Source organism: Anaerolineales bacterium, assembly GCA_030583885.1.
In the GTDB taxonomy this organism is placed as follows: domain Bacteria; phylum Chloroflexota; class Anaerolineae; order Anaerolineales; family Villigracilaceae; genus Villigracilis.
On the sequence record CP129480.1, the window covers coordinates 3,292,210 to 3,313,751 of the forward strand.

Here is a 21,542-nt window from a genome sequence, read left to right on the forward strand (position 1 = left end):
GTCAACGGTATGATCCGGGACTACACCGATGTGAACTGACCAACACCCCGCTGTGTGGACACCTTCGGGAATCGCGCCGTTGTCCACACAGCGGAATTGCAGTAACTACTGGCATATCTATGCAAAAATGGATTCGAACATCACGTTGCAATGACAATGGGACATGTAGCCGCGGCCCTGGATGAAGCTTTTCCACGTACATGGGTTGGGAGAATTACACCCACCTGTAAATCTGCATATCCTCGTTGCTTAAGAAACACTGTAGTAAATCAGGCTGGGCAGGCGTTGCCTGATTTACTACGGTGGAACTACCCGCTAAAGCTTCGGCAGCAGATAATCATAAGCGCTCAACGCAGCCTTGGCACCTTCGCCAACCGCAATGAGTACCTGCTCGGCGTAGCAGTTCGTTACGTCACCCGCCGCGAAGAGACCGGGGATGTTCGTGCGGCATTCATTGTCAACGATGATGCGTCCCTGTTTATCCAATTCGACGAGCTTCTTCACCATGTCCGTGTTTGGAGTGAGCGCTTTTTCCACAAACATGCCGTCGGCTGGATATTCCCTGAGTTTGCCGGCCTTGTCCTTGAGGATCAACGTTCGGGCATATTCATCCCCCTGCACTTCCACGATCTCGCAATCCTTCATGATTTTCACATTGCCGGCTTCCTGCAGCTTTCGTCCCAGCGCCGATCCCAGCATGTTGTCATTGGCACAGACCATCGTCACTTCCCTGGCAATCGTGGAGAGTTCGCCCGCCGAGCGCAAGGCCAGTTCCTCCTCACCGATTACGATCACGGATTTGTCAATGAAGAGCGGCGCATAGGACAGGGCCGAATAGCATAATCCCTTCATCGTAAACTCTTTTTCGCCGGGCACATTCATGCGCACCTGGCGCGTTCCCGTGGCAAGGATCACAGCCTTGGCTTCCAATGCCGCGCCGTTTTTGGTTGTGACCACAAAGTGCTCCCCCTTCTTCTCAACCTTCTCAACGGCTTCAATGTGGCGGGCAAAATCTTGATATTCCAGCTCGGTGCGGAACTTGTTGACGACCTCCAGCCCCTTGATGACCTGGTAATCTTCGATCCAAGGCAGGGCGAGGCGATAATTGGTCTTGCCACCGAGGTCCTTCGATACGAGCAGGACATTCAGTCGTTTACGGATGGCATACACCGCGGCTGTCAGACCTGCGGGTCCGCCTCCGATGATGATCAAGTCGTACATGGGTTTTCTCCTTTCGCCTAATAAGCGGCCTTGATCGTTTCCATATCCACTTCGGTATGATCGTCATCATCTGCGGGCGGCTCGGCGATGAAGCCCTCCTCCATCATGCACTTCGTCATGTCGCGTGAGCGTTTGATGATCTTCGAAGCACGCTGGAATTCCTCCTCGTAGGTGGTCTCCATGCGTGCCAGTCCCTGCTCGATGGCCTTCATGGCCACGGCAGCGGCTTCCCTTGGAAAGACCTCCCAGTCGTCCATATCCGGCAGGATGAAGTCAGGCGCGAGGCGGTCACCGACGTGGTTCGCCATGGCCTGCGCGGCGGCAAAGCACATCTCATCCGTGATCGTGCGCGCGCGGACATCCAGCGTGCCGCGGAAGATGCCGGGAAAGCCCAGCGAGTTGTTGACCTGATTCGGGAAGTCGGAACGCCCGGTTGCGACCACGGCCGCACCTGCCTCTTTCGCCACCCAGGGCCAGATCTCAGGCACCGGGTTTGCGCAGGCAAAGACGATCGAGTCTTTTGCCATCGACTTTATCCATTCCGGGAGAAGCACATCAGGCCCGGGTTTGGAAAGACCAATGACCACGTCCACGCCTTTCATCGCATCGGGAATGTCGCCCTCACGCCCTTGTGCATTGGTGATGTTGCACAGTTTCCATTTGTCCTTGTATTCGGCCTTGCGCATCTTGATGTCCTTGCGGTGTTTGCCGAGGATGCCCTTGGTGTCGACCACATAGCACTTGGCGGGGTCGGCGCCCCAGCCGAAGATCAGGCGCGAGCAGGCGACGTTCGATGCCCCAGCGCCGATGAAGGCAATGCTGACATCTTCCATTTTTTTACCGACCACCTTCAAGGCATTGATGAGTCCCGCCAATGTCACTGTGGCTGTACCCTGCTGGTCGTCATGCCAGATGGGAATCTCCGCCTTCTCGCGCAGGGTATCGAGGATGTAGAAGCACTTTGGGTTGGATATGTCTTCGAGGTTGACGCCGCCAAACCCGGGCTGGAGCATGATCACGGTGTTGATAATGGCGTCGGGGTCTTTGGTATCCAGCATGATGGGAACGCCGTCCACGCCGCCCAGATATTTATACAACAGGGCTTTGCCTTCCATGACGGGCAAGCCTGCCTTTGGTCCGATATCACCCAAACCAAGCACACGTGTCCCATCGCTGACCACGGCAACGGTATTCCACTTGTTGGTGAATTCGTAAACCAGTTCAGGGTCGGCCTGGATGGCCCGGCAGGGCGCGGCGACACCGGGCGTGTACCAGATGGCAAAATCATCGAAACTGTGGACGGTGCATTTGAGGTTGGTTTCGATCTTCCCCCGGTAGAACGGATGCAGTTTCATTGCATCGGCAGAGGGTTTCTTCGCTTTTGCAAGCAGTTCCTCTGTATTCATGTTCTTCCTCCTTCTTTTATAATCCTTTCCTTCGCAATGACTCTTCGCGGAGGGCGATCATCACTGCGCACAAGTCGAGTCCGCGCTTGCAGGCGCCGCGAGAGGCTTCCATGACGGGATCAGACCAAAGGGTCCGACAGTGAAGCGCCTCTTCGTCATTCAGCATCACAAGCTGGATCAGGCTCGACAGCGGGACATCCATGTCTGTATGTGTTTCAATATCACAGTCATTACAGGCATGACAAACATGGACATCCTGTCCCGTGGCTTTCTTAACAACGCCTCGCAGAGACATGGCATCTTATGCCGGTGCCATTTCATCCGCTGGTGCGGGCGCGGCAAAACCTCTCGGCAGGACACCGCCTTCGGTGATGATGCGCGGCACGATGTCCTCCCAGCCGACCGCCATGATGTGCAAGCCGTGAACACCCTGGCCTTCGAACTTCTTTATCTTTTCGATCAACTCGAGTGCGATCTGTACTCCTTCCTCCTGTGCATTGCCATCCTTGCCGGCGCGCTCCATACGTGCCATGAGATTGAATGGGATGGAGACGCCCGGCACTTCATCGTGCATGTATTTTGCCATCTTGAAAGTCTTGAGTGGCGTGATGCCGACAAGGATATAAACCTTGTCCAGAATGTTGCGCTTGGCAAGTTCGTTCAGCCAGACTTCCATGTGCTCCACGTCGTAGACCAGGTTGGTCTGGAAGAACTGCGCGCCCGCGTTGATCTTTTTGTGCTCGCGTAATGCCTGAAACTTCGGCTCGCTTGCAAAGGGCGAAGCTGCCGCACCAAGGAAGTATTGTGGGGGGGTCTTGATCTCGCGTCCGTCCATGTATCTGCCTTCGTCTCGCATGCGGCGCAAAATCCACAGCATTTGGATGGAGTCGACGTCGATCACGTCCATTCTGCCGCGCGGGCTGGGAGCCATCTTCATCGAGTCGCCGGAAATGCACAGGATGTTGCGGATGCCAAGGTCATAGGCGCCCATGACTTCCGATTGCAATCCGACACGCGTGCGGTCACGCGCCGCGATCTGCATGACCGGTTCCGCGCCGCGATCGAGCGCCATTTTCGAGCAGGCCCAGGAGGCGGTACGCGGTGAAGCAGACGGGTTGTCGGTGAAGTTAATGGCGGCGACGTAGGGTTTTATCTTCTCGATGTGAATGCACATCTTGTCGGTCTTGCAGGAGACGGGCGGTGCGACTTCGGCAGTGACGACAAATTCTCCAGCCTTGAGTCTGCGTTCGAGTTCGGAGACAGGCCCGACATAGTTCGGAGCATGGTATTGGTTATCACCCTGCCACCAGTCGGGTTCGCGGATCGGCTCGAAGATGTCGTCCCACATTTTGTAGCGGACTTCCTCAGGTTTGAAGAGCAGTCCGCTGGCGACCTTGCCCACCCCGATCTCCTTCACCCTGCCGAATACATCGCCCCATGTTTCCGTGCCCACCTTGTCCCAATCGAGCGGCGGCAGGACTTCAAGCAATTTTTCTTCCCGTCCCATTCGGAAGGAGCGTTCATAGATCTTGTACCAGATGCACGGACGGGTCTCATCCACGTAACAATGTTCCTTGGTCGAACCTCCGCATGGACCATTGCGTTCGCCTTTGGGGCATTCCATCGGGCAGATGAAGGCTGTCTCCTGAAGCAGGCAGTTGCCGCACATGCGGCATCCGAAAAGCGGGCCTTTGATGGCCTTTTCGATTGTTGCCAGCGCGCGGCGGTTGAACGGCTCGCGCTTGAACGGCAGGTACGGCGGCTGCCAGCGGCGACCGGGGGTAAATACGGGCATGGGTGCCTCCTTCGGAGAGACGCTGGGCCGCAGACGGTCAACGGTCTGCAGTCCAGCGTCCACCGTCTAGTTCATCAAATACGAATCCGCGTAGATGACCTTGTTTAGCAGGATCTGCGTGGTCTTCCAAATCGCGGACTGTTCGGGGTCGGACAGGTCGAAATCCTCGATCTGTGGTTCTCCGCCTGCCGCGATTCGATCTGCAATCTTATTGTAGACACTGGCGAGCGGACTACTAGTGTCTTTCGTCTCTATCCAGTGGATGACCTTATTCTGTTCTTCATCGAAAGGATTGGCGATCATCATCTGCAAGCCGACGCCCATCAGCATGGCCAGATAGACGCGGTTGACGAGCGGACGGTTCTCGTTCGGGACGGCGTTCGAGACGTTCGACAACCCGACCGAGATGTTGGGGGCGGGGTCCCAGGCATATTGCAAGGTCCGAACCGTTTCGATGAGATGCGGGCAGTATTGCTGGCAGCCGGAAACGGTCAGCACAAGCGGATCGATGATGAGATTCTCCATCGGCAGGTCGATCTCCAACATACGGGGAATCAGCGTCTCCACCGCGATGGTGACACGTGCATCCGCTTCGACGGGGATGCCTTCGCTCCGCATCGTAAGCGCGATGACCCTGGCGTTGTACTTCTTCGCCAGCAGAGGAATTTTCTCCAGGCGTTCAGGTTCGGCCGAGGTTGAGTTTAGGATCGGCTGTGCCTTGGTGATCTTCTGCAAGGCCGCCTCCATACCATCGACGTTGGTGGTGTCAATCGAAAGCGGTACGTCCACGACAGTTTCGACCGTTTCCACGATCCACGGGAAGACCTCCGCCCAATCCTTCTTGCGCGGACCGAGGTTGATGTCGATCGCCTTCGCACCGGCCTCCACCTGCTTGACTGCCAGATCCATGAAAAACTCGCGGTCCCTGCCGGCCAGTGCCTCCTTGACCTTCTCGGAAATGATGTGAATGTTTTCGCCAATGATATACATACCTACCTCCTTCTTGGTTGAGTGCAACTCGTTCTTAGAACTCGTCGGCGCGCGGTTTGAGACGCATTGTCATAAAAACGACATCCGCGCAATCGCCATCGGGGAACATGAAATAATCTTCGAGGATGCACTGTGAGACAAAACCGAGCTGCTCGAAGGCGCGTACAACTTTTGTCTTGTCGGCAATGATCTCTGCGATCAGGGTCGAAAGTCCCTGTTTGCGGGCAAATTCCACCAGCACGCGGATCATTTTCATTCCAAGCCCGCGCTTGCGATACTCCTTTGAAAGGAACAGGCGCACTTCCGCAATATGCCGCTTGGGACCCTTGAAGAAATGCAGAGAGCCGCTACCCACGGCATGCTCCTTGACGAGCGCCAGCAACGGCAGGGCCTCGTCATAGTTCAGGTTGTCACACCATTCCTGCAAGACCTGCGGGTCTTTGACATCGTGCCGAAAGTAGCGCATATCCTCCTTTCGAACCGGCAGAAAGAGTTCGTCCAAATGCGGGCGGTCCGTTTGAACCATGGGTCTCAGTAACACGTACACTCCATCCTTGAGTGTTACCATCTCTCGAAAGGTTTTGATCTGGTCTGGCAGCATGGTTGTCTTCTCCTTGTCTACCACGGCTGAACCGCGGAACATCAATTCTTTTGCAATGCAGCTTTCACAGACGGGAATCTATCCATGTCCGTATGCGGCAGAAATAATGCGGATGTGAACGCCTCATAAAAGGAATTATCCGCTGAAAGTTCAATATAGGTCATGCGTTTTGCGATCTCGGTAATCCGTTCGCGCCGGTGCCAATCGAGCAGCGCATAATACGCGCCTTTCACAGAGGTATTGCCAAGAAACTCAAAGCGTGACCAGTCCATATCGGGTAAAAGGCCGATCTGTACCGCTTTTTCAACATTGATGTATTTTCCAAACGAGCCGCCCACCAATACTTTGGAAACAGCCTCCAGCGAAATCCCGACCGTTTCGGCAAGCACAGAAAACCCCGCATAGATGGAGGCTTTGGCACGCAATAAATTATCAACATCAACCCTCGACAGGACGATATCCTCACCCGCTTCGGACTCTTTACTCCACGCGACAACATACTCGCCGCCGTGCGTTCCTTCGCGGACCCTTGAACTGTTTGCCATTAAATTAACGTTCCCAGCCTTATCCAGGATGCCGGTTAAGAACGCCTCGGAAAGCAGGGAGATCAATCCACTTCCGCAGATTCCCTTCGGCCTCCCCGCGCCAATGACGCGGTACGTCGGTTCGAGCGTTTCGCTGTTGATCCATACCTCTTCGATGGCGCCTTGCGTCGCCCGCATACCGTTGACGACACCCGCCCCTTCAAACGCAGGTCCTGCTGAGCACGCACAGGTGACCAGCCAGTCTCGATCACCCAAAACAATTTCGCCGTTTGTTCCGACATCGAGGAACAAGGTTGTGTCTTCGGCTGTATCCATACCGGAAGACAGCACGCCCGCGGTGATGTCCGCACCTACATAACTTGCCACACCCGGCAGGCAATCTACACTGGCATCGGGGTGTATGTTCAAACCAACCTCGCGAGCTGTCATCACAGGCGGGTGGTTTACGACGGTAATGAATGGCGATACGCGGATGCTTCCCGCAGAGATGCCCAGTAACAGGTGCATCATTGTGCTGTTGCCCGCAATGGTCGCCTTGACAATACTCTCCGGCTTTGTCTTCACTCGCTTACATGCTGTTTCAAGCAGTGATTTCATGGATTCGAGCACGCGCTGACGGAGTTCCTGTCCACCGCCGCTCTTGTCGGCATAAATAATGCGTGAGATCACATCTTCCCCGCGCGCAATCTGACCGTTGTACTCTGCAACCTGTGCCCTGACCTGCCCGCTGACCAAATCAACAAGCCAGGCTGTTATGGTTGTTGTGCCGATATCAATGGCGGTCCCCCACAACGGCGAATACTCGTCCAGGTGGCCGGGCTGCAGGTCAATCAGCCTTACAGCCTGGTCAATTTCACCGCCCTGGATCACATTGAACACATCCAAAACAACGGTCACTTTCCAATTGCCTGCGCGAAGGACCCTGCCCAGATTTTGGAGCAGGTTCAGGGAACAGGATACCTGCATAAAGGTATATTGGAGGCGCAGGGCAGTTTGCAGGCGCGACCAATCATCCGTCTGGTCGTCCATGCTGGGCGGGGTCAATTCCAGGTGAATGCGGCGAATGGTTTGGACTTGTAGATAATCGTATCCTTCTGGAACTGTGACTTCCGCAACGACGCGGTCGGTGGTGAGACGCCGCTCGATCTTCTCCTGCGGCGGGACATGAATTACAACATCACCTTCAACAACGGATTGACAGGCAAGTGCATAGCCCCGGGCAATATCTGCATCTGAAAGTCGAAGGGTGCTCCTGCGACGGACACCACCCTGCGTCACCTGCACCGCACAACGCCCACAGCGTCCCTGCCCGCCGCACGGCTGACCGATGTCAATGCCGGCAATATGCGCGGCCTCTGCCAACAATGTATTTGTCGGAACTTTGACTGTGGCGTTGATATTTTCGCCGGTAAAGGTGATGACGTGTTTCATGCTTGTGTGGAAAGGTTTGAAAGGCTGGGGTGTTCAACCTGCCAGCCTTTCAAACTTAATTGAGTGCCTGCTTCATAAACGCGGGCAGATCCACCGCCTCGCGCGGACCGACGCGGACCTCCCAATCCGGAAGTTCCTCCTCCACTTCGCCGGAAAGCACCGCGACATGGCCAGGCAAAACGAGTCGTTTTTTGCTGACCTTGCTTGCCACGTCGAAGCCCTTGATGGCTTTGGCGATTCGCTCCGCATCGAACTTGCCCGCCGCCCAGGCGGTCAACACGGACATGCCTTCCGCGTCGGTGACGACCAGCCAGGCAGGCAGACCCGAACCTTCCACCTCATTCGCAACCGCAAAGTACGTGATGCTGAAGTTGGTGGTAACGAGTACCGGGCTTTCGGGTTTCGGCGAGTTGATCTCGTACACGCCAGGCTGGACCTGGATTGGTTTCTGCGGGTCGGTGTAGATGTTCTCGCGCAGGACCAGCAAGGGATAGATCATCTCAGGCGCGAAGGTGTCGATAACGACAAAGCCCGCATACTTCGCGATGGCTTGCGCGGCATAGACGGCTTCCTTGTCTGTGCCGTTTTGCGCGGCGAAGAAAATGGTGGGATACCCCAGTGGGCGGAAGTTCTTGAGCGCCAAGCGCCGGGCTTGGGTGGAAAGTTTCAGCCATTCGCCGAGATTCTTCCCGCCGAGGTCGAGCACCATGTCCTCCACGCCCTGTGCCTGGACTTTTTGAGTCAAGTCGGAAAGGGCCTCGAGTGTTTCCGCTTTGACGACGAGTGAGGCTTTGTGTTTCTTTGCAACATCTGCCAGGGCTTCGCAGTTGGATGAATCTGCGGCGTAGATCAATGTCCCTTCGCCAGCGAGCAGGCTGAGGCTTGAGTCCAGAAGCGATGCGTCACCTCCAACCAGGATGAGCGGACGTTTTGTCACTTCCCGAACAGCCTTGACAGCCGCAGGTAAATCCCCATCCGCTTCGATGGCATAGCCGTCGATCGTTAAATCCATGCCAACGTAATTGACTTTATAGGTATCGGCGGTCGCAACTTTTTTAGCGATGCCGGGGTCGCTGGCTTTAACGCGCAGAAAAAGGCCGGGCTTGTTGAAAAACGTCTTTTCGTGACGGAACAGCACGACTTCGTTGCCGGCCCTGACCTCGGTGCCGTTTGACTTCAGCGTGATGAGGCGGATGGGCGGCGCGGCGGATTCAGCCAGTTGTTTTTTCGATTCTTCGCTGACGTAGGGACATGTGCCGAGTTCAACCTGCTTTGCCGCGAGTTTCATCGCGAACGCAAGACAGGTGGGAAAGCCGCATTCCTTGCAGTTGGTCTGCGGGAGCATTTTGTAGATTTGAATTCCTGAGAGCGCCATGGTGACCTCCTATGCCGCAACCATTAATTCTTCGATGGCTTCTTTGACACGCTTCACCGATTCAGGGTGGCGAAGCACAACGATATCCGCGCCCGACTCAACCAATGACATGGCGGTCAGCGTTTCCCAATGGATCGCGCGGGCCTTCCAATCGCCCCACGCTTCGGGCACACCTTCACCGACCTTTGCCTCCTTCGTCTTCCACGCTTCGAAGCCTGGCGTGACGAGCATCGGGAACTGCGTCATCGCATCGCCTTGTAGTGCGGCGAGTCGCAGGCGCTCCATCACCGAGTAGCCATACTCAATTCCATAACCGAGTGCGCCTGTGGTCGGGTCCATGATGATGCGATCCTTCGGCATGCCCATATCGCTGATGAGAATATTCAACTGCTTTGACAGATTTACATCCATCGGCGCGCGCGCCTGCACAAGATGTCCGTTCGCCATGGCAGTCGCGACGATCGTGCGATAGTTCTTGTCTTCGCAAATGCCGAGTACAAGCCGCTCGCCCTTCGTCGCCTCGGAGACAGGCACGAGCAGTTCGTTGTCTTTTTCTGCCTGTCCTGGACCCCAGACGATAAGCGGGAGTCCCGTCGCGCCCAGGACGGATTTGACGGCTTTCACCGCGTCATCGGGACCATCTTCGACGGTCAATGCCAGGACGATGAGGTCTGCTCCTGTCTCTTCAGCCTTTTTCGCCCATTGAGCGGGATCCGCCAGCGCTTCGCCCCAGAACTCCGCCAGCAGCGGCGACCAGTCTTCGGGTTTGCGCGATTTGATCTCGATGGCAATGACAGGCTTGTTCGGTGTCGGTGCTTCGAATTGCAGATACGGCATCGTCGTCCCGCCGCCGACCGTAACGGCTTTCGCGCGCGTGCCGCCGTCCGCGCTGGTTGCGCCGATGGTGATCGCCCTGATGTTTCCAGGCCATTTATCTTTTGGGATTTCGATTGGCATGGTTACTCCTTTTCTCTTCCGATTTTGAGATGGTTCAATTCACTTTCAAGCGCAGATATTCTTCGATCTTAAATCTCTTGAATGCCTTTTGATGGAAATTCGAAAAAGCGGGCAGAGCGGAGTCTGCGTCCACCACTACGGGGCAGCCAGCGGAATAGATTTTGCTTTTGATTTTCACGCTGCATTTGCCTGCGGCTTGGATGTTCAAGTACCAGTCTGTATCTGCTCCGTAGGGAAGGGGAATAAAAATAAAATCATTCTTCGCCTCGGCTACTACAGGCGTGGAATATTCCCTGCCCGATTTTCTGCCAGTGTGCCGAACCAGTGCGTAAACGAATTTTCCCGCAAACAACCGGACGATGCGGTTGTAAACCGCGCGATTGAACTTGCGGACAGCTTCGTGTTTCCTTGTCATCTACAAGCCTGCTTTTCGTCGGGCTTCATCCCGCTTTTCAATGAAAATCTCGATCGGCGATTTTCTTGCCGCCGCAATCCCCAAATCCTTCAATTCCGATTCATCCCTCGCGGCCATGTGACGCAAAATATGCTGATAAGAAATATAAGCCGCTGGATAAATAATTCCCGCTGCGTTGTGCAACATGTACGCGACACGGATGTCCCTGTCTTTCATCATCTGTGCCGCCACAGGCAGAGAAATATCTGGTGGCAGTTCGGGGACACCTTCGCTCATGATGTCCTCGGCGGTCAGGGTTTCGTAGCCTTCCCGTGCATACGCCCAGACCAGTTCATCGCTTCCAACCACGCCGACGCCGTGACCCTCCGCATCCAGCACGCACATCGCCTCCACATTCTTCTCCAGCAGGAAGCGCGCGATGTCCATGATGGGAGAGTCCCACTTGCAGGTCGGCACGCCGACGGTCATCAGGTCACGGACGAGTTTTTGCTCACTCATGGTTGAAAATACAATGGGACATCCCCACTGGAATGTCCCATTGTTTAACGTTCTATTTACTCGCCCTCACCCGCCTGATTGCTCAGGTAGTTCTCCAGCCCCATCTGCTCCATCTGGGTACGCTGTTTCTTTGCCCAGTCGTGATGCCCCTCCTCCATCTTGAGGATGGTCAGAAGCAGGTCGCCCGTGGATTGATCGTCCACTTCGCCAGCCAGCGCGACCGTTGCGTTGTAGGCTTTGATCGCATCCAGTTCAGCGTTCTCGTCGTTGGTGAGCATTTCCAGCACATTCTTGCCGATCTTCATTTCATTTAGCTTGGAGACCATGGGCGTCCCCTCCAAAAACAGGATGCGCTGGATCAACCACTCGGCATGATGCATTTCGTCAATTGCCTGTTTCTCGATCTTTTTGTGAAGTTTTTCGTATCCCCAGTTATCACACATTTCGGAATGCACCATTAACTGGCTGATGGCGGTCAATTCGTCCGCCAGAAGGTCGTTGAGGTTTTTTAGAAGTTTTTCGTCGCCTTTCATATTTGCTCCTTTTTGACTTAAGATTTTGTCTGACTATTCATGTACAACAGCACTATGCCTGTAACTGGAGCAAAGAACCATCCCAAGAAGAACCACAGCCAGGCATTGCGGCCTGTGTTTTGCGCCCAATAGGCACAAAAAATCCCGAAAAGGTAAAAGACCATCCCGAGGGAAGCAAAACTATTTGTATCCATTGGTATCTCCTTTTATTTGTTTTTTGCCTAAAACATCGGCTCCATTGCCATGGCGGGATGGTTGTGCGCCTCCAGCCACGCCAATAGCTCATCCACCGAAGTGACATTTCTCTCGTCTGCGATCTTGTCCAGCAGATCAGGGTCGCCCTCGCGTTCGCAGACGGCTTTGAACTCATCGGACATGGTATCTTTCAATACAGAGGACATCCATATCACCCGTTTGAACCCGCCGTCCGCGGAGATGAACTTGGGGCTGATGAGATAGAACTTACCGACGCCCATCACACCCGGAGTTTGCATTCCGCCGCCCGCGATGCCCGCCAGCGTGGAGAAGGTCATGCCTGCGGGGGTCATGGAGGTATCTTCGCGCGAGACCACCATAACGCCGTTGGCTTCGGGGATGAGCATCACGATGCACTCGAAACAACCGCACGCCGTCATCGGGTTCTCCATGATGGAATACATCGAGACCTCCTGCACCACACCATGCGAACCAATCTTGGCGTAATCGTTCGTGCCTTCCCAATAGCCTTTATTTTCGTCAACCAGTTTGCCCAGTTTGATCGGCTGGTTCGGTCCCGTCGGATTGATGCTGAACGATGCTTTGCAGTCCAGCCAGTTGTACGCGCCGCACAGACCCAGTCTTTCAGGTGAGACCACACAGACATGGTTCGGCGCGAAGGATTGGCATAACGTGCAGGAGTAGAACTCCTCCACTTTGTTGTCGGTCAGGTCGGCAAGGCGCTTGTTGCGGAAGTCGTATGCAGCGCGCGCCTTCTCCAGCCATTCGGCATGGAGCGTTGGGTCGGTGACGATGGTCACTTGTACCTTATCCACGATGGCGCCGAAGTCTTCGTGGAATCTTGCATGCAGGATCTTGCCGAACGATTCAAGACTGAACCCTTTATCTGCCGCGGCATTCGAGATGCGGATCCAGGCAATGTCGCGTTGACCGACATGCTGGATCCCGCTTGCGCCGTTGACGAAGTAGTGAACCTGTCGCTCGAGCACAGGTTCGAAATCCTGCTGCATCTGCCGCCCGGCGACCTTGATGAGGATGCCCAGGTCCGTGGAGCCTTGCGCAGGAACTTGCGAGAAATCGGGACCGATGACTTCGATCTTGCCGTCGGTGACTTCATCCAGTTTCGCCATGTGCAGGTATTCAAAGGCGCGCGAGTGCTTGCCGCCGAATTCGACGCGCAGATCTGCCTTGCGGACGACTTCCCCTTCAAAGGCGGAGCCGTAGGGAACAGGCACATCCACGTTCGAGACTTTGACTTTCACGCCGCGCACCTCGATGCACTTTTGAACGAGTTGTTCGGCGCGCTCGAGATCGTCCCTGCCTTCGATCTGGTTGAACGGCATGGAAACGACATGCTCGTAGGTGGTGACGCCTGTCGGCAAAATCTCGGGGATGACCGTATCTGCAATGACGGGGAATCCGAAGTTGATCGCGCCTGCCGCGGCGGCGTATTTCAGATCGTCCACTTCGCCGAGCGCAAGCACGAAGGCGAAGACGCGCTCCTTGTTGTAGAGCAGGATCTCGCGCGATTGACCTGGCTTGAGTCCGCCAAAGGTCAGGGCGGAGCGGGTGGCAAATCCCAGCGCGTAGATGGCGCTGATGGTGTCCGTACCAAAGGGAACGGTAAACGTATTGTAGCCAAGTTCCACGCCTTCTTCTTGCAGTTGATGAATGATACTGCGTCCATTCACGTTGCCGCAAAGGAACGTCAGGATGTTGCGGCGTTGTAACTCACGTACGATCTTGACCGCGACTTCATTCGACTTTGCACAACCGACGATCGCGGCAAAGCCCGGCATGCGCCCATCCACCAGTTGAATGCCCCACGAGCGGAGTTGGATGTCGTCAATCGGACCGTTCAAGTGTCCATCCAGATTCTCGCCGCCATTTTCTGGGCTGGTAAAGGACGTGCCGCCCGCGAGTTTGAATCCAGGCATCGGCTCAGGTTGAAGCCCATACGCGAAGCGCACCGCTTCAATCGTCTCGGCGGCAAGAAGCGTTGCCATTCCTGAGTCCAAAGTCTCGCCGAGATAGGGAGTCCATTTTGAGAATGCAGGGATCGGGTGGAGCAAATCGCGTGCATAGTTCATGACAGGCTTGAGATCGCCAAGTTTTTCAATGGTCATTCCCGTCATGCCGAGGATGGTCGGAAGGTAATATGCCGTGTTGGGGAATGAAACGGGCGTACCTGCGCCTTTCTCATGGACTGCCCTGTTGAGCATCAACTCGGCTTCTGTGACCAGCCCGTTCGCGCCGCGCATCGCACGAGTAGCAATGTATTTTGACATATCAGCCTCCTAATCCGCCGCCATGCCGTAAATGGCTTCGCGTTTTTTCTCCAACGGCAAAGCCTCCAACTCGTTCATCTTTGCATCGCCGCTGCGACCGAATTTGTTCGGATCGTATTCGGGCAGACCTAGCGCGGCACGTTTCTTATCAATGTGCGCGAGCGTGGCTTCGATCATCTTTTGCGGGTCGGGGATGAACTCCAGTTTGCCGCCGTACAGTTTCTCCCAGCCCTCGCTGATGTACTTCAACACAATATCGCTGTCGGACACCCGGTCTGGCATGCCGCTGACGGGCGACGCGCCGCCGAAGATGACATACGCGCCCGACGCCACACAATAGGTGGCGATCGCCAGCGCCTTTTCGCTCATCCATTCGGGCGCAAGACCCACGGCTGGGATCTGGTCAATATCATCGCCCAAACCGCCCTCTTCGACCATTTGCGTCAGCACGGTCAGGATGCGCGTATTGTCCACGCACGAGCCCATGTGGAGGACGGGCGGGATGCCGATCGTTTCGCAGACTTCCCGCAAGCCGCTTCCAACCTCGGTGAGGCCTGCTTCGCCCAACATCAGCCCCAACTTCCCCGCGGCAATCGCGCCGCAACCCGTCTGCACGACGAGCACATCCTGCTTGAGCAATTCCTTTACGACCAGATTGTGGAGGTAATCCTGAGATGAACGCGGATTGTTGCACCCCACAATCGCCGCCACACCGCGGATGCGTCCCGTCATGATCGCGTCATTCAGCGGACGGAACGACGCGCGATATGAACCGCCGAGCATGTAGTTGATGTACTCATGCGAGAAGCCAGGCACGACGTCCTCTTTGACCTGCGGGATGCGCACCTTGGCAGATTCGCGGTTCTTGAAGTTATCAATCGCCACTTTCAGGATCTGCTTGGCGATGGTCATTGCCCTATGTTCATCGAACTCGATGTGAGTTGCTCCCTTGATTTTCACTTTTGGCGAAGTCGTGATGATGGCGGTATGGAAGTTCTGCGCCAGGCCGACCAGCGCCTGCATGATGCACTGCACATCCACGACCATCGCTTCGACTGCGCCTGTCAGAATGGCCAGTTCCTGATGCAAGAAGTTGCCTGCCGCTGGGATGCCCTGCCGCATGAGGATTTCATTGGCTGTACAACAAATCCCAGAAAGGTTCACCCCATGCGCGCCAGCCGCCTTGGCGTACGCAATGATCTCGGGATCCTGCGACGCTGCAACCAGCATCTCGCTCATGGACGGTTCGTGTCCATGCACGACCACGTTGACCATATCTTCTTTGATCACGCCAAGATTCGCTTGCCCCAAAATCGGCGCAGGCGTGCCGAATAGGATGTCCGAGATGTCGGTGGCGATCATCGAGCCAGCCCAGCCGTCCGCCAATGCCGTGCGGATGGCGTGATTCAAAATATGCTCAGGGTCCTGGTCATCGCCGATGTGGGTGCGGTGCAACGCCTCCACCACCTCGCGATCCACGCCGCGCGGCCAGACATCCTGTTCTCGCCAGATCTGTTGTCGCTTCTTTGGCGCGCGCAGCGCAGGGACAACCTCCCCGCGCTGCTGCCCGAATTGCGCGATGTACAAATCCGCCAGATCGTTGGCAATCTCTTCAGGCGAGCGCCCTTCGATCTTGATGTCGTAATACGAAGCGACCATCCGCAACTTGGCGACATCGCGGATGGAATAGCCCTCCGCTTCACCGTTGGCGGTTGCCTTAAGCAGGAACGCCATGTCACGCCCGTGATCGGAGTGCGCCGCGCCACCCGCCGCAATCGCGCGCGTCAGGTTGCGCGCCTGGATGGTGTCCAATGTCGCGCCGCACACCCCCACGTCGCCGCTCTTTGTCAATCGGCACGGACCCATGCCGCATTGTTTACAGCACATCCCTGCGCCACCAATATTGCATGGGACCATATTATCGGCGCGGGTGAAAGCCGTCCCGATACCCAACTCCTCCGCGCGGATCAGCATCTGCCGGGCGGCAGGGTCGGTCGAATATTCTTTGATCTCACGTTTCTTAGCCATGATTCTCCTCCTCGTCCATCTTCACCACCCCAATTCCTGGACAATGCCAAAGCGGTCGTCCCTGATAGCTCACCTTCTGCCCAAAACTGACCGTATGTTTGATGGTCTCGTATGTGGCAGTATGACGGAAGAATGGTTTGCTGCCATCGCCTTGTTGAGCCGCTTCCCCCATCTCAATCGGTATTGTCCATTCGCCGAGATACCCCGCTTCATCCAGTTTGACGGCGATTTGCAGGTCATTGATCTTGGCTTTATCGTAGGTTACTTCAATGGTCTGAAATGCACTGCTGGCATACACGTCAACGACCCCCTCCAATTCCAGTAAAATGCGCCGCACTTCGGTCACATGATGATCTGCATAAAGCGCGGGCGTTTCGAACGTTTTGGTCTCCATCAAGACACCTCCTATTATGAAAATGGGTGAGGACGTTGAACGAGAACCTATAAAAGTGTAGACTTTTCCCAGTCTTCATTTTAGCATCTTGATATTCTCCAAAGTTGTGCAGATTGTCATCATAAAATTGGATAAATGTACCTATCATGGACTGGATTTGAATACCTGCTCCACCCAGGCAGTACAATGGGAGAATGTCCGGTTTTGGAAAGGGCTGGAGACCCCGCCTGCCTGAATCAATGCCCTCGCAATTGAGCGATCGCCTGACCCGGCTGAGGGAAACGCTTCGGGACCAGGACCCGGGTTTGGTCGCCGCGCGAAGCGGCATTTCCCATCCGACGGTTGGTCCTGAGCGCGTCGAGTTGCATATCCCTGTTTGGGGTGATGTTTTCAACCTGCCCTTCCCCGAGTTGACGGGCTGCAAAAGCCACGGCGAACCGCTACCCGATTTTCAGCAGGCATTGTTGTTGTATTATCTGGTCACCGCCGACGGTGCGCCGTTGACCGGGAGATGGGTTTCGTTCGCCGACCTGCCTGGCGGGCGCATGTATAACGCTGCGTTTCAGGGATACAGCGGTGACGAGATCGCGAAAAAATTCGGCCTGGATCTGGAAGCATTCAAATCGGCTTGTGCGCAGGCTGGCGGGAACGCGGTTGAAATCGGCTCAGGGTCCTTTATATTCCAGGCCCTGCCGCGCGTGCCGTTGATGGCGACCTACTGGCTTGGTGATGAGGATTTCCCGTCGTCGTGCAAGATCCTGTTCGATGAGTCTGCCAGCCATTACCTGCCGATCGATGCCTGCGCTATTCTGGGAAGCATGTTGACACGCAAATTGATCCGTTCTTAATACGGCTAAAAAGAGGAATTCTGTCACTATTCCTGCGGGTGGGTGGAATGTAGAATGTTGTAACAGGAGTGTTGCATGAAACTTGCAATCACAGGTAAAGGCGGCGTGGGCAAGACCACGCTCACAGCATTACTCGCCCAATCCTACGCGGACGCGGGACGTCAGGTGCTGGCAGTGGATGCCGACCCATCGCCCTGTCTGGCAGGTGCGCTGGGGTTCCCCGCCGAACTTCGCGAAGAACTCAAGCCCATCGCCGAAATGGACGCGCTCATCGAGGAACGCACGGGCGCAAAGCCGGGCACGGTGGGCGGATTCTTCACCCTCAACCCGCGCGTGGACGACATCCCCGAACGCTTCAGTATTTTACAGCGTGGTGTGCGCCTGCTCGAAATGGGGAGTGTGGATTTGGGCGGTTCGGGCTGTATTTGTCCTGAGTCAGCGATGTTGAAGACGCTCTTCACCCATCTGCTCTTCCGCCAGGATGACATTCTCCTGCTCGATATGTACGCAGGTGTCGAACATCTCGGTCGCGCCACCGTTGATTTCGTGGATGCCATGCTGGTCGTCGTCGAGCCAACGCGCCGCAGTCTCGGTACTGCCGCGCAAATCAAAAAACTCGCAAATGATATTGGTTTACAACGTTTGTATTTGGTGGGAAACAAAGTTCGAAATGAAGATGAAGCCAAATTCCTTGAAACTGAAACCCCTGACTTGCCCCTGCTCGGTTGTTTGCCGGCTGACTTGAAAGTGCAGGAGGCGGATAGATTGGGCATCCCCGTGTATGATTATGTGGAAAGCCTGAAGATTGCGGCGGGCCAAATTGTAAAAATGATCAATGAACTCACAAGCGACGAGGTGCTGAAATGACGACCACCATCGCACTCGCAGGCAAGGGCGGTGTGGGCAAAACCACCGTTGCAGGCATGATGGTCAAATATCTTGCCCAGAATCAAACCGGCAGCATTCTCGCCATTGACGCCGACCCCTCCTCCAACCTGAACATGGTGCTGGGACTCGATCTTGAATGGACGGTCGGCGAGATCCGCGAGGACATGCTGGAACAGGTCAAATCGTCACTGACCACAGGCGGCGCGGCAATGGGTACCATGCCCGGCGGCGTCAGCAAACGCGATTATCTTGATTATCAGATCCGCTCTTCGTTATCCGAAGGCTCCCGCTTTGACCTGATCGCAATGGGCAGAGGCGAAGGGGCGGGATGTTATTGCGCTGTCAATCATAACCTGCGGGAAGTGATCGACGGCATGAGCAGACATTACGCCTACGTCGTGATCGATAACGAAGCGGGCATGGAACATCTCTCGCGCCGCACCACGCGAGATGTCCAGCATCTGTTCATCGTCAGCGACCCGACCCAGCGCGGATTGGTTGCGGCGCAGCGCATTGCCGACATGCGCAAAGAACTCGACATCAACATCGGGAACGCGTATCTCATCATCAACCGCCTGCGCGGCGGGATGCCCGATGCGCTCAACGCCTTCACCGCCAAAATGGATGTGCCCTTGCTCGGCACGATCCCTGCAGATGAGGCACTCTCTGAATTCGAATTCTCGGGCAAACCGCTGGTGGAATTGGGGGATGAGTCGCCCGTCTATCAATCCGTTGAAAAGATGATGCGGAAAATCCTCAAACAGGTACCATCCGCCGCCTGATGGGACTTCAAAAGGTTCAGGGAATTTCAACCCAGGGCACACATCCGCTCAGAACATGCTGCAGCAAACCGCTGCAGCATAAATCGAATATAACAAATCATCAGCCGCTTCCATCCCGTTTCGAAGCCGAAATTGGTACCATCACAGGACAACGCCAATGAACCGAGCATGTAGATTGACCCTTCTTCTGCTGGTTTGTTTTATTCCAGCCTGCATGCCGCAACAATATACCCTGTTGGAATCCCGCGTCATGGATGTGCTCAACCCGCAATCCATCCATGTTCAAGTCGATCATGGCGAAGTGGTTATTGTAGGCACGCAGGAGCAACAGGTGCAGGTTGGCGGACAGGTATTGCACCCTGATGAATTGGAGTACCAGGTCAGTGCAACAGAAGATCAAATTTCGATAAAGGTAAATGCACAAAGATTCCGTCTTTCAAATGCACATCTTCGCGTGGAGGTGCGTGTTCCGCAGGGAACGCAGGTGAAGGTTGAGACAAACAGCGCCTCCGTGTTTGTCTCGAACTACCGGGGAGACCTGGAGGTGGCCTCCACCGCCGGGAATTTAACGGTCGAACATACAATTGGAAGGATAACCCTGCGCTCCAATCGAGGGAACATAACCGTTCTGGAGAGCATTGGAACCATCAGCGTGGTTGGGAATTATGGTCTGCTGAATTTAAAGAACGTCCATGGAGAAACCGGCGTCTCAACGATCATGGGGAACATCGTGTTTGGCGGTCTAATCCAGCAGGGGGACACCATCCGCCTCGAAACGGACCATGGGTCTGTTTCCGTCAATTTAAATCAAAACTCAGCCCTGGGCATTCAGGTGCGTTCCACGAGCGGGGATGTGATTTGCATGGTAGCGGGTCTTACAACAACCACCCGCACCTGTGATGGGGATTTTCAATCCGCTGGCGGTGCACTCTCGATCCGAACAGTCAGCGGCGCGGTGACTGTGAAATTGACGCCCTGATCGATCCGATTGTCGCGGCCATATCCGGCGAGTGAAATAAGGCTGTCCCCATAATGAGGCAGTCTGCACCTGCTTCCACAAGGCCGGCGGCATTCTCAGGTTTGACCCCGCCATCCACCGCGATGGGAATGCGCGGATCCAATCGATCTGTCAGCCGCCGCGCAGCATCGATTTTTTCCTGCATGCCTGGCCGCATGGCCTGACCGCCGAAGCCTGGATGCACTCCCAGAAGCAGGAGCAGATCAATGTCCCGCAAGAAGCGCTGCACCTCATCCAGCGGGTCGTCAAGATTCAATCCCAATCCAACTTTTATATTTTGGGAACGGATCCTGGCAAAGGTTCGAGGCGGGTCTGGAAGTGTGTTCCATTGGACGATGATCACATCCGCCTGGACCGGGTTGAATTTGGACAGGACATGGTCCGGGTTATCAAGTTCAAGATGCGTGTGAAATGGCAGCTGCGCATATGGGCGCAGAGCTTCCAAATGAGCGGGGGCAAATGCGAGGTTTGGAACATAATGCCCATCCATCATGTCGAAGTGGAAGGAATCCACGCCTGCCTGCTCAGCCCGCCGCACTTCCTCACCCAGGCAGGCGAAATCGGCAGCCAGCAGCGAGGCACTGATATGGACCAAATCAGGCAGTCCAGATCTCACGAACACGCTGCGCGATGTTTTGTGCGGCTTGTGCAGGCTGTGATTGCGCGGTGATCCCGCGGCCAATCACAATCCCATAAATGGGCACGCCGCGCAGGAGCGGGAGAAGGTCATAGTTCATGCCGCCTGCAATGGCGACATCCAGACCCAGGTCACACATTTCGTGAACGGTGTTCACAGCCTTCTCATCCCACAAGGCACCCTGGGTACGTTCCTCATCAATACTGCGATGGTACAGCACAAGGCTGACGCCCACAGCCTTGACTTCCTTGGCCCGCGCAACCGGATCCTTGACGCCTGTCATATCCACTTCGGCGCGGCGCTTCCACCTGTCCGCTTCACGCTGGACTTCGCAAATGGTTGCCAGCGTGGTGATGCCCTGGGTGGTGACGATGTCTGCGCCTGCCATGAATGCCATGTTGGCTTCGTAGGCACCGACATCGCTTGATTTCAAGTCGGCAAGAACGATCGTATGCGGGTGTGCTGATTTCAATTGTTTGACGATGCCTATCCCCGCGGATTTGATAAGCGGTGTACCTGCTTCAAGAATATCCACAAATGGCGCAACGGATGCCGCAAGCTTCAAAGCCTCATCACCATCAAGGGTATCCATTGCCAGCTGCAGTTTGACCATATGGTTGCTCCAACTCACAATTGTGAGTATAATATCACAATTGTGAATTATATATGGCCGGGA

At 55.4% G+C, this 21,542-nt stretch carries 22 protein-coding genes; 4 read left to right on the forward strand and 18 right to left on the reverse strand.

Translation table 11 applies throughout. The annotated features are described in order from the left end of the window. Positions 1 to 315: 315 nt before the first annotated feature. From QY332_16485 to QY332_16560, 16 genes are all read right to left on the reverse strand, one after another. On the reverse strand, positions 316 to 1,221 hold the full coding sequence (locus QY332_16485) for an FAD-dependent oxidoreductase (protein ID WKZ35211.1): 906 nt from the start codon (positions 1,219 to 1,221) through the stop codon (positions 316 to 318). A 17-nt stretch (positions 1,222 to 1,238) separates the two neighbouring features. Then, positions 1,239 to 2,627 (reverse strand): NADP-dependent malic enzyme, encoded by a 1,389-nt coding sequence (locus QY332_16490; GenBank protein ID WKZ35212.1) that lies wholly within the window; start codon positions 2,625 to 2,627, stop codon positions 1,239 to 1,241. 16 nt (positions 2,628 to 2,643) lie between these two features. After that, positions 2,644 to 2,922 carry a hypothetical protein gene (locus QY332_16495; protein ID WKZ35213.1) on the reverse strand — a complete coding sequence of 93 codons (279 nt, stop codon included), beginning with the start codon at positions 2,920 to 2,922 and terminating at the stop codon, positions 2,644 to 2,646. A 6-nt stretch (positions 2,923 to 2,928) separates the two neighbouring features. Further along, entirely contained in the window at positions 2,929 to 4,422 is a 1,494-nt protein-coding gene (locus tag QY332_16500; protein WKZ35214.1) for a methylenetetrahydrofolate reductase C-terminal domain-containing protein, read from the reverse strand. Positions 4,423 to 4,488: 66 nt separating this feature from the next. Further along, entirely contained in the window at positions 4,489 to 5,412 is a 924-nt protein-coding gene (locus tag QY332_16505; protein WKZ35215.1) for a dihydropteroate synthase, read from the reverse strand. Positions 5,413 to 5,446: 34 nt separating this feature from the next. After that, positions 5,447 to 6,013: a GNAT family N-acetyltransferase gene (locus tag QY332_16510; GenBank protein ID WKZ35216.1), complete on the reverse strand. Its 567-nt coding sequence runs from the start codon at positions 6,011 to 6,013 to the stop codon at positions 5,447 to 5,449. 41 nt (positions 6,014 to 6,054) lie between these two features. Next, positions 6,055 to 7,989, reverse strand: a complete 1,935-nt coding sequence (locus QY332_16515; GenBank protein WKZ35217.1) for an ASKHA domain-containing protein — start codon at positions 7,987 to 7,989, stop codon at positions 6,055 to 6,057. A 55-nt stretch (positions 7,990 to 8,044) separates the two neighbouring features. Continuing rightward, on the reverse strand, positions 8,045 to 9,364 hold the full coding sequence (gene acsC / locus QY332_16520) for an acetyl-CoA decarbonylase/synthase complex subunit gamma (protein WKZ35218.1): 1,320 nt from the start codon (positions 9,362 to 9,364) through the stop codon (positions 8,045 to 8,047). A 9-nt stretch (positions 9,365 to 9,373) separates the two neighbouring features. After that, positions 9,374 to 10,321: an acetyl-CoA decarbonylase/synthase complex subunit delta gene (locus QY332_16525; GenBank protein WKZ35219.1), complete on the reverse strand. Its 948-nt coding sequence runs from the start codon at positions 10,319 to 10,321 to the stop codon at positions 9,374 to 9,376. Positions 10,322 to 10,355: 34 nt separating this feature from the next. Beyond that, positions 10,356 to 10,736: a nitroreductase family deazaflavin-dependent oxidoreductase gene (locus tag QY332_16530; GenBank protein ID WKZ35220.1), complete on the reverse strand. Its 381-nt coding sequence runs from the start codon at positions 10,734 to 10,736 to the stop codon at positions 10,356 to 10,358. Beyond that, positions 10,737 to 11,234, reverse strand: coding sequence for a CBS domain-containing protein (locus QY332_16535; GenBank protein WKZ35221.1), 498 nt, complete (start codon positions 11,232 to 11,234; stop codon positions 10,737 to 10,739). It abuts the gene before it with no gap. Between the two features lie 56 nt (positions 11,235 to 11,290). Next, complete coding sequence (gene bfr / locus QY332_16540) at positions 11,291 to 11,767, reverse strand: bacterioferritin (protein WKZ35222.1); 477 nt, start codon at positions 11,765 to 11,767, stop codon at positions 11,291 to 11,293. A 17-nt stretch (positions 11,768 to 11,784) separates the two neighbouring features. Continuing rightward, positions 11,785 to 11,961, reverse strand: coding sequence for a hypothetical protein (locus QY332_16545; GenBank protein WKZ35223.1), 177 nt, complete (start codon positions 11,959 to 11,961; stop codon positions 11,785 to 11,787). A 27-nt stretch (positions 11,962 to 11,988) separates the two neighbouring features. Then, a complete protein-coding gene (gene acsB, locus QY332_16550; GenBank protein WKZ35224.1) occupies positions 11,989 to 14,271 on the reverse strand; it encodes an acetyl-CoA decarbonylase/synthase complex subunit alpha/beta in 2,283 nt (760 codons plus the stop codon). Positions 14,272 to 14,280: 9 nt separating this feature from the next. Then, entirely contained in the window at positions 14,281 to 16,299 is a 2,019-nt protein-coding gene (gene cooS / locus QY332_16555) for an anaerobic carbon-monoxide dehydrogenase catalytic subunit (GenBank protein WKZ35225.1), read from the reverse strand. After that, positions 16,292 to 16,693: a heavy-metal-associated domain-containing protein gene (locus tag QY332_16560; protein WKZ35226.1), complete on the reverse strand. Its 402-nt coding sequence runs from the start codon at positions 16,691 to 16,693 to the stop codon at positions 16,292 to 16,294. Before QY332_16560 ends, cooS begins: the two co-directional genes overlap by 8 nt. A gap of 194 nt (positions 16,694 to 16,887) precedes the next feature. On the opposite strand from QY332_16560, the gene QY332_16565 reads away from it, so the two are divergent. The 4 genes from QY332_16565 to QY332_16580 all read left to right on the forward strand — a co-directional run bounded on the left by QY332_16565 (position 16,888) and on the right by QY332_16580 (position 20,190). Further along, positions 16,888 to 17,541, forward strand: coding sequence for a DUF3786 domain-containing protein (locus tag QY332_16565; protein ID WKZ35227.1), 654 nt, complete (start codon positions 16,888 to 16,890; stop codon positions 17,539 to 17,541). A 75-nt stretch (positions 17,542 to 17,616) separates the two neighbouring features. Continuing rightward, entirely contained in the window at positions 17,617 to 18,408 is a 792-nt protein-coding gene (locus QY332_16570) for an AAA family ATPase (protein WKZ35228.1), read from the forward strand. Further along, positions 18,405 to 19,211 carry an AAA family ATPase gene (locus tag QY332_16575; GenBank protein WKZ35229.1) on the forward strand — a complete coding sequence of 269 codons (807 nt, stop codon included), beginning with the start codon at positions 18,405 to 18,407 and terminating at the stop codon, positions 19,209 to 19,211. Before QY332_16570 ends, QY332_16575 begins: the two co-directional genes overlap by 4 nt. A 157-nt stretch (positions 19,212 to 19,368) precedes the next feature. Then, a complete protein-coding gene (locus QY332_16580) occupies positions 19,369 to 20,190 on the forward strand; it encodes a DUF4097 family beta strand repeat-containing protein (protein ID WKZ35230.1) in 822 nt (273 codons plus the stop codon). Here QY332_16580 and QY332_16585 read toward each other — a convergent pair. Together QY332_16585 and QY332_16590 are read right to left on the reverse strand one after the other, a co-directional pair. Beyond that, positions 20,156 to 20,845, reverse strand: coding sequence for a ribulose-phosphate 3-epimerase (locus QY332_16585; GenBank protein WKZ35231.1), 690 nt, complete (start codon positions 20,843 to 20,845; stop codon positions 20,156 to 20,158). The genes QY332_16580 and QY332_16585 overlap by 35 nt on opposite strands. After that, the gene (locus QY332_16590) at positions 20,826 to 21,479 is read right to left on the reverse strand and encodes an orotidine 5'-phosphate decarboxylase / HUMPS family protein (protein ID WKZ35232.1); all 654 of its coding nucleotides are present in this window, start codon (positions 21,477 to 21,479) and stop codon (positions 20,826 to 20,828) included. Before QY332_16590 ends, QY332_16585 begins: the two co-directional genes overlap by 20 nt. Between the last annotated feature and the right edge of the window lie 63 nt (positions 21,480 to 21,542).